The organism is Bordetella sp. 02P26C-1 (genome assembly GCF_009763255.1).
In the GTDB taxonomy this organism is placed as follows: domain Bacteria; phylum Pseudomonadota; class Gammaproteobacteria; order Burkholderiales; family Burkholderiaceae_B; genus Bordetella_A.
Map to the genome: position 1 here is coordinate 86,143 of NZ_WSJB01000032.1, position 12,583 is coordinate 98,725.

At 62.0% G+C, this 12,583-nt stretch carries 12 protein-coding genes; 5 read left to right on the forward strand and 7 right to left on the reverse strand.

Features of this window, described 5'->3' with window-relative positions; translation table 11 throughout:
• Positions 1-5 precede the first annotated feature (5 nt).
• The gene (locus GOQ28_RS16840; protein WP_160357275.1) at positions 6-983 is read left to right on the forward strand and encodes a DMT family transporter; all 978 of its coding nucleotides are present in this window, start codon (positions 6-8) and stop codon (positions 981-983) included.
• A 97-nt stretch (positions 984-1,080) separates the two neighbouring features.
• Here GOQ28_RS16840 and GOQ28_RS16845 read toward each other — a convergent pair whose 3' ends face one another.
• Positions 1,081-1,752 carry an ABC transporter ATP-binding protein gene (locus tag GOQ28_RS16845; protein ID WP_160357276.1) on the reverse strand — a complete coding sequence of 224 codons (672 nt, stop codon included), beginning with the start codon at positions 1,750-1,752 and terminating at the stop codon, positions 1,081-1,083.
• Between GOQ28_RS16845 and GOQ28_RS16850 the strand changes: the two genes are divergently transcribed.
• Entirely contained in the window at positions 1,751-2,419 is a 669-nt protein-coding gene (locus GOQ28_RS16850; RefSeq protein ID WP_160357277.1) for an arylesterase, read from the forward strand. The genes GOQ28_RS16845 and GOQ28_RS16850 overlap by 2 nt on opposite strands.
• Positions 2,420-2,434: 15 nt before the next feature.
• On the opposite strand, the gene GOQ28_RS16855 is transcribed toward GOQ28_RS16850, so the two are convergent.
• Positions 2,435-4,405: a SurA N-terminal domain-containing protein gene (locus tag GOQ28_RS16855; RefSeq protein WP_160357278.1), complete on the reverse strand. Its 1,971-nt coding sequence runs from the start codon at positions 4,403-4,405 to the stop codon at positions 2,435-2,437.
• Between the two features lie 333 nt (positions 4,406-4,738).
• Between GOQ28_RS16855 and ugpQ the strand changes: the two genes are divergently transcribed.
• Positions 4,739-5,485, forward strand: coding sequence for a glycerophosphodiester phosphodiesterase (ugpQ, locus tag GOQ28_RS16860; RefSeq protein ID WP_160357279.1), 747 nt, complete (start codon positions 4,739-4,741; stop codon positions 5,483-5,485).
• Positions 5,486-5,500: 15 nt separating this feature from the next.
• On the forward strand, positions 5,501-6,358 hold the full coding sequence (locus GOQ28_RS16865) for a 23S rRNA (adenine(2030)-N(6))-methyltransferase RlmJ (protein WP_160357280.1): 858 nt from the start codon (positions 5,501-5,503) through the stop codon (positions 6,356-6,358).
• A 113-nt stretch (positions 6,359-6,471) separates the two neighbouring features.
• Here GOQ28_RS16865 and GOQ28_RS16870 read toward each other — a convergent pair whose 3' ends face one another.
• The 5 genes from GOQ28_RS16870 to folC all read right to left on the reverse strand — a co-directional run bounded on the left by GOQ28_RS16870 (position 6,472) and on the right by folC (position 11,288).
• Positions 6,472-6,939 (reverse strand): disulfide bond formation protein B, encoded by a 468-nt coding sequence (locus GOQ28_RS16870; protein ID WP_160357281.1) that lies wholly within the window; start codon positions 6,937-6,939, stop codon positions 6,472-6,474.
• A 127-nt stretch (positions 6,940-7,066) separates the two neighbouring features.
• Entirely contained in the window at positions 7,067-8,590 is a 1,524-nt protein-coding gene (gene purF, locus GOQ28_RS16875; protein WP_160349505.1) for an amidophosphoribosyltransferase, read from the reverse strand.
• A 23-nt stretch (positions 8,591-8,613) separates the two neighbouring features.
• Positions 8,614-9,102, reverse strand: a complete 489-nt coding sequence (locus GOQ28_RS16880; RefSeq protein WP_160349506.1) for a CvpA family protein — start codon at positions 9,100-9,102, stop codon at positions 8,614-8,616.
• Positions 9,099-9,926: an SPOR domain-containing protein gene (locus GOQ28_RS16885; RefSeq protein ID WP_160349507.1), complete on the reverse strand. Its 828-nt coding sequence runs from the start codon at positions 9,924-9,926 to the stop codon at positions 9,099-9,101. Before GOQ28_RS16885 ends, GOQ28_RS16880 begins: the two co-directional genes overlap by 4 nt.
• Positions 9,927-9,980: 54 nt before the next feature.
• Complete coding sequence (gene folC, locus GOQ28_RS16890; protein WP_160349508.1) at positions 9,981-11,288, reverse strand: bifunctional tetrahydrofolate synthase/dihydrofolate synthase; 1,308 nt, start codon at positions 11,286-11,288, stop codon at positions 9,981-9,983.
• A gap of 795 nt (positions 11,289-12,083) precedes the next feature.
• Between folC and GOQ28_RS16895 the strand changes: the two genes are divergently transcribed.
• On the forward strand, positions 12,084-12,494 hold the full coding sequence (locus tag GOQ28_RS16895; protein ID WP_160357282.1) for a cupin domain-containing protein: 411 nt from the start codon (positions 12,084-12,086) through the stop codon (positions 12,492-12,494).
• The last annotated feature ends 89 nt before the right edge of the window (positions 12,495-12,583 follow it).

Consider the following 12,583-nt stretch of genomic DNA (forward strand, 5'->3'; position numbering starts at 1 on the left):
ATTTCATGCATCGGGCCGTCGCCGGAGCTGTCCCGGCCGCTACGACATCCGCGCCGCGTCCGCCTGCGACGCGCCCTGTGATTGGCATCACGCTGCTGATATTGTCGGCATGGACCTTGTCATGTCTGGACGCCAGCGGCAAATGGGTCATGGGCGCCGGAGTGCCGCTGTGGGTTTTATGCTGGGTGCGCTATCTGGTTCACCTGGTGCTGGTGCTGGGGCTGGTATTGCCCTCGCGCGGGGTCAAAATTTTGCGAGCCACACGCCCTAAGGAACAGCTGGTTCGCGGCGGCGCGATGCTGTGTGCCACGGTGGTGTTTTTCAAGGCGCTCAGCTATATGCCGCAGGCCGAAGCGACCGCGATTAACTTTCTGGCGCCTTTACTGGTGCTGGCGCTGGCGCCATGGGTATTGAAGGAACCGCCTCGCATGTCGCGCTGGGTGGCCGCAGCGGTAGGCTTTGGCGGCGTGCTCATCATCATCCGCCCTGATAGTGGTCTGCCCTTCATGGGCGTGGTCTTCGGTCTGCTGACCGCATGCTGCTTTGCCGCGCAGTTCATCGCGACCCGGCGCGTGGCGGGCGACGATCCGTACACGTCGCTGATCTGGAGCGGCGCGGTCGGTGCGATCGCGCTGACATTGATGCTGCCTTTCATTTTGCCGCCCGCCCTGCCTGCACTGCGTGAGCTGAGCACGGCGAATTGGATTTTGCTGATATCCACCGGGTTTACCGGGGCGCTGGGTCATCTGTTGCAGATCGGCGCCTACCGAAATGCCCCGGCCTCGATGCTCGCGCCTTTTGTGTATCTGCAAATCGTCAGCGCGACGACGGTCGGCTGGCTGTTCTGGGGGCATTTCCCGGATGCCTTGACGTGGCTCGGTATCGCGATCATCTGCGCCAGCGGGATTGTGATCGGGCTGATCGAGTGGCGCCGCAGTCAGAAAACGACTGCTGCGTTGGCGCGCGAGGCCAAGAACGCCTGAGCACGCCCGTCAACGGCGGGCTTTAATGGGATGGAAACGCTGACAGCGCCGATGCGTTTTTTCAGCCCGTAGGCGCACGCCTCGGGCTCATTGCACCTCAATCGACCATGCGCCCGGCCGAAAGAATCAGCTGGCGGCCGCAGCGCGCCGCGAGTTGAGCATCATGGGTGACCAACACCAGCGTCGTACCATGCTCACGGTGCAAATCGAACATCAGATCTACGACCGTCTCGCCAGTCGCGGCATCCAGACTGCCGGTGGGCTCATCCGCGAATAAGAGATCCGGCTGCACGACAAAGGCGCGCGCCAGCGATACGCGCTGCTGCTCGCCGCCGGATAAGGTCCGCGGATAATGATGCAGGCGTTCGCTCAAGCCTACGCGCCGCAACATGGCCTCGGCGGCCGTGCGGGCAGACGACCCGGCAAGCTCCAATGGCAGCATGACGTTTTCCAGCGCGGTCAGATTCGGCAGCAATTGGAAAGACTGAAACACAAAGCCCACATGGCGAGCCCGTAGCTGTGCGCGGCCGTCTTCGTCCAGGGCAAACAAATCCTGCCCGGCAATTCGCACCGTCCCCGTCGAAGGAACATCCAGCCCCGCCATGAGTCCCAGCAAGGTGGACTTGCCGGACCCCGAGCTGCCCGTAATGGCCAACGCACTTCCCGCTGCGACCGTAAAGTCGATATCCTGCAGGATAGAAAGCGTGCCGCCGGCATCCGATACCTGCTTGCCCAGCCCTGAAACCTCAATCGAGACTTTGTTATCCATGCGTGTGTATCCCAAACTGCTGTGCTTGTTCGTCAGTGCGTTCTGCTTTGCCACGGCCGCCTTCGCTCAGACACCCTCGCCGTCACCGAGTTCCGAGCCCCGCGCCATATTGGTGGTGGGCGACAGTTTGTCGGCCGAATATGGTTTGCAGCGCGGATCGGGCTGGGTGGCGTTGCTATCGCAGCGCATTGCCGAACAATACCCGAATTACCGTGTGGTGAATGCCAGCATCAGTGGCGATACCACCAGCGGCGGTCTGTCGCGGCTGCCAGCGCTGCTGGAACGCGAGCATCCCGCGGTCGTGATCATCGAGCTGGGTTCGAATGATGCCTTGCGCGGGCTATCGCTGCAGATGACCGAACAGAATCTGCGCGGGATGACGCAGCGCGCGCGCGAGGCCGGCGCGCAGGTGCTGCTCGTGGGCATGCAAATCCCGCCTAACTATGGGCGGGATTACACCCAGCGCTTTGCCGCGCTCTTTCCAACGATTGCCAAAGCGGAGGATGCGAGCTTGGCGCCCTTCCTGCTCGATGGCATCGCGACGGACCGCGAACAGTTCCAAGCGGATGGGATACATCCTAACGAGCAAGCTCAACCGGCGCTGCTAGAAAACGTATGGGCCGCATTGCGGCCCATACTGGAGACGACCCTAGCGCAAAAACGCTAGTCAGGGGTCTGCGATTTATCCAGCGTTCTCGGACGACTCCGCGCCCTGGATTGCCTGCTGCGCGGCCGGCAAGATCTGAACCTTGTACTGCTCGCGCAGCTGTTTGAGGACGGCGGCAGCCTCGGCCTCGCCCCAGGTGCTGCCTAGCTGACGGGCCAGCAGTTCGTTGGCGGAAGCGTCGGTCTTGCCCGGCTCGACCTTGTCCAGACGAATCACGACGAAGTCGTTGCCTTCTTCCACGCCGGCATAGGCCGGCAGCTTCTGCGCGGGCAAGCGCATGGCGGTTTGCAGCACCGAAGGAGGCAGCTGGGAAGCCTGCTGGCGCGACACCACAATGCTTTCACCGAAGCCCTCGGGCAGGCTAGCCGCGTCGGCGGACCAAGTCTTGAGGGCGTCCTCGCCTGCCTTGCGAGCTGCCTCGGCGGCACGTTCCTCGATCAGGCGTTCACGGATGGTGGCCTCGGCCTTTTCCAGGGGCGCGACGTGCTGGGGCTCAACGTTCTCGACGCGTACCACCAGCAACTTGTCGGACGACAGCTCGATCACGCCAGAGTTGAGTTTTTCGCGCAGGGATTCGGGGCTGAACAGGGCTTCACGTACGCGAGGATTGTCCAGCAGCGCGGCATCTTCGCCAGCGGAGGCCGGGCTCTCGCCGGTGGTGTCGTCAGCAGACAGCAGACCCTTGCGGGTGATGCCGCTGGCGGTGCGCGTCTTCAGACCCAAGGCATCGGCGGCGGGCTGCAGGCTATCGCGCTGGTCGTAAACGATCTCGGTCAGCTTGGTCGCCATTTCGGCAAAGCGATTGGCAGCGATCTGTTTACGGATTTCCGCGACGATCTGGTCACGCACTTCGGCCAGTGGCTTGGTGGCGGCCGGCTGAATCTCGGTGACCTTGAACACGTGATAGCCCGAGGGGCTTTCGATCACGCCGGAGATTTGATCCTTATTCAGGCTGAATACCGCCTCGCCCAGCGAGCCGGTCAGCATGCCGGCGCCCAGCCAACCCAAGTCGCCGCCCTGTTGAGCGGAGCCAGCGTCTTGCGAGTTTTCTTTCGCGAGCTTGTCGAACTCGGCCGGATTGGCGGCAGCTTGTTGGGCCAAGGATTCGGCCTTGGCGCGCGCGGCCTGACGATCGCTGTCACTCGCGTTGGCGGGGACTTGAATCAGGATGTGGCTGGCGCGACGGCGCTCGGGCTGACCAAAGCGCGATTTGTTCTGGTCGTAATAACCGGCGATGTCGGCATCGCTGACTTGCACGTCTTTCGAGGCGGCCGGCTCGTCCAGCACCAGGTACTGCGCAGTCACCTGTTCTGGGATGGTCAGTTCCTGTTGATGCGAGTCGTACCAGGCCTTGATTTCCTCGGGCGTGACCGACACTTGAGCACGATAGTCGGCCGCCGGGAACCGGCGCAGTTGGATCGTGCGCTCTTGCGTCAACGCCGATTCGAGCGAGGCCACGACTTCGGCGGGCGCCAAGCCGGATTGAATGACGGGCTGCAGAACAAGGTTGATCGCCAGATCACCACGCAGGCCTGCCTCGAACTGCGCGGGCGTCATGCCTTGTGCAGCGAGCACCTGGCGGTAGCGCTCGGCGGAAAAACGGCCATTGTCCTGCACGGCCGGGATGGACGCGATCGTATCGCGCAGCGTGGTGTCCGAAACCGAAAAGCGCTCGGCTTGCGCGACCTGGGCCAGCAGACGACGGTCGATCAAATCGTTGAGCAGCTGCTCGCGCATCGCGGGCGTGTCCAGCATCGCGGGGTCATAGCGCGAGCCCAAAGTCTGACGATATTGCTCGAGCTGATTGCGTAGCGCGATGTCGAACTCGCCCTGCGTGATGGGCTGATCGCCAACGCTGGCCAGCTCGGGCTCACTGCTCATGAAGCTGTCATAGCCCTGTATGCCGACCAGGAAAAACGACGGCACGATCAGAATCAGCAGGATGACCTGCATCCAACGACGGTGACTGCGTATTAGTTCGAACATGGAATCCTTGTTGCCCCACGCGGCGCCTCGGACAGACAAACGCCACGGTAAAAAAAGGCGAACCGATTCGCCTTTGCCACGACTAAACCGCGCTGGTTTAGCCGCCGGAGTTTACCATTGTCGGCCTGAAATTCATCACTGAGGGTGCGCGGCTCCCCAAGGGCCCCGTCGCATACGCGCGCTGGATCACGCACTGGCGGGCCGGACAGCTAACGCGCCAGGGTTGGAAAAGCAGACATAGTTAATTTGCCGGAAACCCGGTCCGATAAACAATGAAGGGTTATGCTTTTACCCTCGACCGTGATTTGGTCTTGTTTTCGTATCGTTACTGTTATGTCCACCTCCCAAAACTGGCCCTATCCTACTCATATCGCGCACCGCGGCGGCGGCCGTCTGGCGCCGGAAAACACATTGGCCGCCATGCGCGTCGGCCGCGATCATGGATTCCGCATGGTCGAATTCGACGTGAAGCTCAGCCGTGACGACATCGCGTTTCTGCTGCACGACGACGATCTGGATCGCACCACGGACGGCAAGGGTCTGGCCGGCGATCGCAGCTTTACCGAGCTGGCGCTCCTGGATGCTGGCGGCTGGCATTCACCCGCCTATGTCGGCGAGCCGGTGGCGAGTTTTCAGGCGGTGGCGCAATACGCGATTGCCAATCAGATCGCCTGCAACGTCGAGATCAAGCCCACCACGGGCCGCGAGGCTGAAACGGGTACCGCCATCGCTCTGGCGGCGCGCAATCTCTGGCAAGGCGCTACCGTGCCCCCCCTGCTTTCGTCGTTTTCCGAAGAGTCGCTGGCTGCCGCACAGGCCGCCGCGCCCGAATTGCCACGCGCGTTGCTAGTGGAGGAAATCCCGGCGGATTGGCGCGAAAAACTCGCCAAGTACGAGTGCGTGGCGCTCAACATCAATCAACGCGATGCGACGCAAGCGCTAATCAACGATGTCCACGCCGCGGGTTACCGGATCGCCGCCTGGACGGTGAATGACCCGGAGCGCGCCGCCCTGCTGCTATCCTGGGGCATGGACGCGATCTTCACCGACGAACTCGCCCGTATTTCCCCTACTGCGTGACCTTAGGATTCCATTTTGTTTAGTTATCGACACGCCTTCCATGCCGGTAACCACGCCGACGTGCTCAAACACGCCGTGCTGGTCCAGATGCTGGATTACTTTAACCGCAAGGACGCACCCTACTGGGTGATCGACACCCATGCGGGCGCCGGCCTCTACGCGCTGGACGGCGAATGGGCCAGCAAAAACGCCGAGTTTGAAGATGGCATTGGCCGTCTGTGGGGCCGCAACGATCTGCCGGCGTTGCTGGCCGACTACGTGCGTGAGATCGAACGGTACAACCCGAACGGCCGTCTGCGTCACTACCCTGGATCGCCATGGCTGACGCTCGATGCGCTGCGCGATCGTGATCGCCTGCGCTTGTTCGAGATGCACCCGACGGAATCGGGCATCTTGGCCGGCAATCTCGATAAGCTCGATCGCGTGAATCTGCGCCAGACGACGATCTATGCGACCGACGGTTTCGAGGGCATGAAGGCCTTGCTACCGCCGCCGACACGGCGTGGCATGGTGTTGATCGATCCCTCGTATGAGGACAAACAGGATTACCGGCGTACGCTCACCGCGGTGAAGGAAGGCATCAAGCGGTTTGCCACGGGGACCTACGCGGTTTGGTATCCGTTGGTGCAGCGACGGGAAGCCACCGATATGGTGCGCGGTCTGGAAAACCTGCAGATCAAGAACTGGCTGAACGTCTCATTGACGGTGAAAAAGCCGGCGTCCGAAGGCTTTGGCCTGCACGGCAGTGGCATGTTCATCGTCAACCCGCCGTGGACCTTGCACGCGGCGTTGAAAGACACCATGCCTTTTCTGACGAAGCTACTTGCTCAGGACGAGCGCGCGGCCTTCACGTTGAAGCAACGCGCCGACTAAGGTTGCGGGCAACCGGTTTCGCGCCGCGCGCAAGAGCAACGCTCACGCGCGCGAAGCCGACCTCGATCAACGTCAGGGGTGGCGTGCAATATGCACGCCCACGGCCGCCCGATTTAATCGCGCCGCAACATCGCGATCAAATTCATCACGAGCAAAATGGCGAACAACGCCAGGCTCCACAGGGCATATTCCACGCCCAGGATCTCGACCATGGCATCCATGCAGCTGGCATAAATACCGAATAGCCAGGGTGCAGCCCCATCCAGACCCGATGCGCTCATGAATTGATCGGCGAAGGTCATATCGCACGAAAACATGTGCGCGGCCACGTCATACTGATACCAAGCCGCCGCGATCCCGCCCGCACTCAACAGCAGCCCTAGGGTCGCGCACAGCCGCGTGAGCGCGCGGATATTTGCCCCTAAGAGTGCCAGCACGCCGATTACCAGATACAGCAGCCGTTGGAACACACACCATGCGCACGGCGGCATATCGAAGACATGCTGCGACACCAAGGCAGCGCCCACGGCGCCAAAGCACAGTAATGCGATCAACCATAAGAGGCGGCGGGATTGTTCCATGTAGCTTAACCTGATCAAACCGTTAAAAAATAGCCGGACTACATTGCAGCCCGGCCAGTTTACAAACCACATTAAGCTACCACATGTTCACCCGGTACGAGACCAGCCGGACATGTGCCGCGCAAGATCAACCGTCGTTTGCTACATATCCCATATTGAACTGCAAACCACCGGTGGACTCCTCGTCGCTGGAGCCGCCACGCGACTGCCCCAGACGTTCGAGGTATTCCGCGGTAATGTCGCCCGTGACGTATTGGCCATCAAAGCACGATGACTCGAAACGCGTCAACGCCGGATTGATGTCGGTCACAGCCTGTTCCATATCGCGCAGATCCTGATAGACCAAGCCATCGGCGCCGATGGTGCGCGCGATTTCCTCGTCGGAACGGCCGGTTGCGATCAGCTCGCTCTGCGTGGGCATATCGATGCCGTAGACGTTGGGGAAACGCACGGGAGGCGCGGCAGAGGCGAAGAACACCTTATTGGCCCCAGCGGCGCGCGCCATGTCGACGATTTCGCGGCTGGTGGTGCCACGGACGATGGAGTCATCGACCAGCAGCACGTTTTTGCCCTTGAATTCGCTGCCGATGGCGTTGAGCTTCTGGCGTACCGATTTCCGGCGCACGGCCTGCCCCGGCATGATGAACGTGCGACCCACGTAGCGGTTCTTGATCAGACCTTCGCGATAGTCCAGGTTCAGGCGCGCGGCCAGCTGCATCGCGGCCGGACGCGAGGAATCCGGGATAGGCATGACCACGTCGATGTCACCCAGGCGCATATTGCGCGCGACTTTATCGGCCAGGTATTCGCCCATGCGCAATCGAGCGTCGTACACCGACACACCGTTGATCATGGAATCGGGACGCGCGAAATACACGTATTCGAAAATACACGGCACCAGTTGCGGGTTGTCGGCACACTGACGGCTGATCATGCGCCCGTCCAGATCGACGAACACGGCCTCGCCCGGCTCGACATCGCGCACAAACGCGAAGCCGCTGCCTTCGAGCGCCACGGATTCCGAGGCGACCATCCATTCCGGACCCTGCTCGGTATCCTGACGGCCGATACAAAGCGGACGAATGCCATTCGGATCGCGGAACGCGAGCATCCCGTAGCCGGCGATCTGCGCGACAACCGCGTACGCACCGCGCACGCGCTTATGCACGGCGGCAACCGCCTTGAACATCGTGTCATCGTCGAGCGACACCCCATTGGCTGCCGATTGCAACTCGTGCGCCAGCACATTCAACAGGACTTCGGAATCCGAATTCGTGTTGATGTGACGGCGATCGACGCGATAGAGCGACTCGCGCAGTTCGCGCCAGTTGGTCAGGTTGCCGTTATGGGCAAAGGTGATGCCGAAAGGCGCATTCACGTAGAACGGCTGGGATTCTTCTTCGCTGACGCTGGAACCCGCCGTGGGGTAGCGCACGTGCCCGATACCGCTGTTACCCGGCAGCGACCGCATGTTGCGCGTGCGGAATACGTCACGCACCAGGCCATGGGCCTTGAACATGTTGAAGTGTCTGCCTTGGGACGAGGTGGCGATCCCCGCCGCGTCCTGGCCACGATGCTGCAGCAGCAACAAACCGTCATAGAGCAGCTGGTTGACCGGCCCGCGCCCAATGACCCCGATGATTCCACACATGGTGATTTCCCGTTAAACGAAACTTAGTAGGGCACCCACGTCGCCAACGACGGGGGCAGCCACAACTTGATATGCCTGACGGCCTCGGTGGCCGAATGCGAAAACATGGCGTTTTGCCACCAGGGCTCTTGCGGCAGCGGCGTATAGCCGCCCAACGCCACCAATACCAATACAAATAACAACCCGCGCGCCAGGCCAAAAACCGCACCCAGGCCGTGATCCGCGGGCGTTAATCCCGTGGTGCGAATCAGAGCGGCCAGGGTCATATTGACCAAGCCCACGCCGAGCAGCACCAAAATAAATACCGCCGCATACGCTATGCCCATGCGCAGCATGGCGGTTTCGACGTAGGCCTCGAGCCATCCATACACCGTGGGCCCCCACCAGATGGCGGCGACAAAGGCCAGCAGAAACGCCATCAGAGAGAGGACTTCCTTGAGCAGGCCGCGCACTAACCCCAGCAGCCCGGAGACTGCCAGGATGGCCAAGACGACGAAATCGAAACCGGTCACTGGCTAGCAATAAAGCCGTTGTCATAACCCAGGGTGCGTAAACGAGCCTGGGCAGCCTGTGCGGCCTCGCGCGAAGGGAATGGACCCACGCGCAGACGATATTGCTGTTTCCCCCCGATGGTCGCGGGCTCGACAAAGGCGTTGGTCACGCCGGCTTGATGAAGCTTGGAACGACGCGACTGCGCGTCTGCCTGGGCCCCATACGATGCGATCTGCAGGACAAAGTTGCCTTTCGCGGCGGGCTTGGGTGCGGGTTGCGACGGCACGTCGGTAGGCGCACGGCCCTCAAGCAACGCCAGCGCGCGGGCGCCGTCGTCATCGCGCGCCGTGGGCTTGCTCGGCGCCGGCGGCGCGGATGGCTTGGCCGGTGGCGGAGCGGGCGGTTTCGCGGGCGGCTGCGGCTGCTGGGCCGGTGGCGTGGGCGCAGCGGGCGGTATCGTTACCGCGGGCGGTTCCGGCGGCTGCTGTTGGGCGGTGACTTCGCCCGGCGTGGTGGCGCCGGGTTGGCTGCCGGTGGCACCGGGGGTCGCGCCTACGACACCGCTGCCTGCATCCGCGACGGAGGTGGGCGCGGAGATCTGCGGTTGGTACGGCGTATTGCGCTCGGGCATGCGGATCGGGATATCAGCCGCCACCGGTACGGGCTCGGAGTCCAGGACCATGGGCAGCACGATGACGGCGGCCAGCACGAGCACGACGGCGCCAGCCAGCCGGCGACGCGCACGCCCACGGAGTTCCGCCGCCTGGGCCTCGCTGGAGACCGATGGACGCGGTCTGGCACGCGATGCCTCAGAGGCGGAATCTTTGCGAGTGAACAATCCCATGGGCAGGAATTCCTTGCGACCTGTTCGAGGACACCGCCTCGACTGCCGTAAACCTTAAACTTTGCGACCCAATGCCTGCAAAACCGCGGCAACGGTGAGAAACGAGCCAAACACCACGATTCTATCACCCTCGCCCGCCCGCTCGCGGGCTGCGGCGAACGCGGCCGCCGGGTCGGGATAGGCTTGGACAGACGGCGCCTCGGCACCCGCAGGGCCGTCTTCCAGCGCGGTGGTGACGTGACGAGCGAAATCTTCGCCGGAGCTACCGCGTGGGCCGGGCAAACCTGCGCAGTACCAGTGATCGATGCGGCCACGCAGCTTGGCAAGCACTCCGTCTACATCCTTGTCATTAAGCATCCCTACGACGGCATGTGTGTAGGGGTGAAAGCCCATATTGTCGAGGTTTTGGGCCAGGACGGCTGCGGCGTGGGGGTTATGTGCGACGTCAAGGATGATGACCGGCTGGCCAGGCAGAATCTGGAACCGACCCGGCACGGAGGCTTGCAAGAGCCCAACGCGCACGGCTTGTTGCGGGACGGACAATTTGTCTCGCACGGCTTCCAATGCGGCCAGCGCAGCCGACGCATTCAGTAGCTGATTCGCGCCACGTAATGCGGGATACGCCAGAGCGTTGCGCCGTTGTGCGCGGCCACCGTAAGCCCATTGCTGCCGGTCGCCGGAATAGTTGAAGTCTTTACCGAATTGCCAAAGCTCGGCACCGATCTCGTTTGCGTAGTCGATCAGGGTTTGCGGGGGCTGCGGATCGCTGCAGATCGCCGGACGGCCGCTGCGGAAAATATGGGCTTTTTCCCAGCCGATTTTCTCGCGGGTATCGCCCAGATAATCCGTGTGATCCAGGTCTACGCTGGTGATGATGGCGCAATCGGCATCGATGATGTTGACGGCGTCCAGGCGGCCGCCCAGACCGACTTCCAGCACCACTGCGTCGAGAGACGATTGCGAAAAGAGTCGCAAAATCGCCAACGTGGTGAATTCGAAATAGGTCAGCGTGGTGTCGCCGCGTGCGGCTTCGATAGCGGCGAACTGCTCGGTCAGCGCGGCATCGGAGGCGATTTCGCCATTGATGCGTGCGCGTTCGTTGAAGTCGATGAGATGCGGCGAGGTGTAGAGGCCTACGCGATAGCCGGCGGCTAGCAGGATGGCCTCTAGCATGGCACAGGTCGAACCCTTGCCATTGGTGCCGCCGACGATGAATTTGACGGCGTCGATTTTCAGATCCAGCCGGTCAGCGACTTGCTTGACCCGATCCAATCCCAGGTCGATCGTTTTGCTATGGATGGACTCTAGGTACTGCAGCCACTCTGGCAACGGTGTGGCGGCGTCGGGATGGGGGGCTGACATGACGGGGTATCTGAAATTTGCTTAGACGTGGGAGTTTAGCAGTCTGCGGAGGTTGTACGAGGGATAACCCCTAGAGTTGTGGAGGGTTATCGGTGTATTTGCGTAGGTTGTTCGCGTTCTTCTGGTCGTCGGAGCGGGGTGTGCGGGCCGTGGGGGCTTCACGAGGTCGGTCCGGCGCGCGGGCGCCGGACACCGCGTCGCTCGTCTCGTCCGCGCCTTCGCGCTCCCTTCGACTTCCGCTCGCTCGACCTCGAGGCGCCCCCACGGCCCGCACACCCCGCTCCGACTGGCGGTTTAGAAAGCCGGAACGTCTTGGGGGAGAGAGGGGTTCTTGGCGTTTTGGCGTGACGCTGGCGACCGTTGGAAGATTTTGCGGGGCTGCGTAAATCGGGTGCCCTGCACACCCGATTTACGCTATCGGAGATGCTAGCGCGGGATGTGCGACATCAGTAACGGTGTCAGCCGCCGTACCGATAGGGGTACCGGTATCCGTATCGGCATTGGCATCGCATCGGCATCTGCATCGGTATGTGAATCGATAGCTATTCGGAGCACGAATGCGAGTAGCGGACGAGACGAGCGACGCGGTGTCCGGCGCCCGCGCGCCGGACCGACCACGTGAAGCCCCGACGCCGTCACTGCCCCCCATCGACGCCACAAGCATCGACGGCAGCCACAAGCATCAACAGCCGCCTCGTACACGAACAACAACCCCGCACACACCCAGCCCCCCTTGCACCATCTTTCATATCCATGAAATACTTTTCATACACATAAATTAAGGAACCCCCGAGGATGACCCAACCACCCCACTGGCTAATCCGCCAGCAGGATGTCCCCGGCTACCACCCGGCAAATCACACAGGCACCCTGAACCGACGCCTAATCGGCCCCGCCAACGTCGGCGCGAAGAACGTGGAAGTCCTGTTAGGCGTCATCGAGAAAGGCCAAGGCGCCCTGCCCCACGCCCATCCCGGTATCGAACAAGTCTGTTATCTGCTTGAAGGCACCGCGCGTGCGCAAGTCGGCGATGAGGTCGCCGATATGGTCGCTGGCGACTGTTGCTATTTCCCCCCTGACATTCCACACGTCTTTACCGTCACCAGCGACACCCCCGCGCGCCTGCTGGTGATCTATTCGCCCCCCTACGAAGAATGCCCAGAAAGAGTCATCCGCGAATTTCCCGGTCGCGCACCACCACCGTAAGCGTGCGCGGCCACCCCGAGAGCAGCCCCTGTCCGTTGACACGATTTCCAAACGGCCACGCCAGAGCCGTCCCGCAAAAGGAGACAACC

Bases quoted from the DNA above. Each gene is read 5' to 3' on its own strand.
- GOQ28_RS16840 (WP_160357275.1), top strand. From the start codon at position 6: ATGCATCGGGCCGTCGCCGGAGCTGTCCCGGCCGCTACGACATCCGCG.
- GOQ28_RS16850 (WP_160357277.1), top strand. From the start codon at position 1,751: ATGCGTGTGTATCCCAAACTGCTGTGCTTGTTCGTCAGTGCGTTCTGC.
- GOQ28_RS16845 (WP_160357276.1), bottom strand. From the start codon at position 1,752: ATGGATAACAAAGTCTCGATTGAGGTTTCAGGGCTGGGCAAGCAGGTA.
- GOQ28_RS16855 (WP_160357278.1), bottom strand. From the start codon at position 4,405: ATGTTCGAACTAATACGCAGTCACCGTCGTTGGATGCAGGTCATCCTG.
- ugpQ (WP_160357279.1), top strand. From the start codon at position 4,739: ATGTCCACCTCCCAAAACTGGCCCTATCCTACTCATATCGCGCACCGC.
- GOQ28_RS16870 (WP_160357281.1), bottom strand. From the start codon at position 6,939: ATGGAACAATCCCGCCGCCTCTTATGGTTGATCGCATTACTGTGCTTT.
- purF (WP_160349505.1), bottom strand. From the start codon at position 8,590: ATGTGTGGAATCATCGGGGTCATTGGGCGCGGGCCGGTCAACCAGCTG.
- GOQ28_RS16885 (WP_160349507.1), bottom strand. From the start codon at position 9,926: ATGGGATTGTTCACTCGCAAAGATTCCGCCTCTGAGGCATCGCGTGCC.
- folC (WP_160349508.1), bottom strand. From the start codon at position 11,288: ATGTCAGCCCCCCATCCCGACGCCGCCACACCGTTGCCAGAGTGGCTG.
- GOQ28_RS16895 (WP_160357282.1), top strand. From the start codon at position 12,084: ATGACCCAACCACCCCACTGGCTAATCCGCCAGCAGGATGTCCCCGGC.